This is a genomic window from Chryseobacterium potabilaquae (genome assembly GCF_902728265.1).
In the GTDB taxonomy this organism is placed as follows: Bacteria; Bacteroidota; Bacteroidia; order Flavobacteriales; family Weeksellaceae; genus Chryseobacterium; species Chryseobacterium potabilaquae.
The window spans coordinates 1-534 of sequence record NZ_CACVBR010000142.1; the positions used below are offsets into that span (position 1 = coordinate 1).

General features: G+C 34.8%; 1 protein-coding gene. It reads left to right on the top strand.

The window, feature by feature from the left end:
* The coding region (locus CHRY9293_RS18555) for a condensation domain-containing protein (RefSeq protein ID WP_228455613.1) at nt 1-534 on the top strand (534 nt) is incomplete at both ends.

The window sequence follows — 534 nt, forward strand, 5'->3', positions numbered from 1 at the left end:
TAGGAGTAGTTCAGGATGTATCTCGTCATCCTCTATTTCAAGTGATGTTCGGATTACAAAGTTTTGGAAGTAAAGCTAAGCAGGAGTATGGAGTAGACTCTCTTTTTCAACAAATTGAAGGAAGGCTCACTTATGATGTAGCCAAATTTGATTTAAGTGTGATGATAGATGATGATGGAGAAAATTTATCAGGAAGCTTTAATTATGCGATCGGTTTATTTAACGAAATTACGATTGATCATATGATTAAGACGTATGTATATCTTTTAGAGCAGATGGTATATCATCATAAAGAAGTTGGCTCAAAGTTACTGCTTGAAGACTTATCGTGGGTAAGAGAAGAAGAGTATAGGGAAGAAGGAATCTTCTCCAATCTTTTGGATACTTATTCCGAGTATGATACTACGGTTACGCTTCATGATTTATTTGAGAGACAGGTGGAGAAGACTCCTGATCATATAGCATTGGTGTATGAAGATGTAAAGTTAACTTATAGAGAGCTTAATGAAAGATCAAACCAATTGGCTTATTATT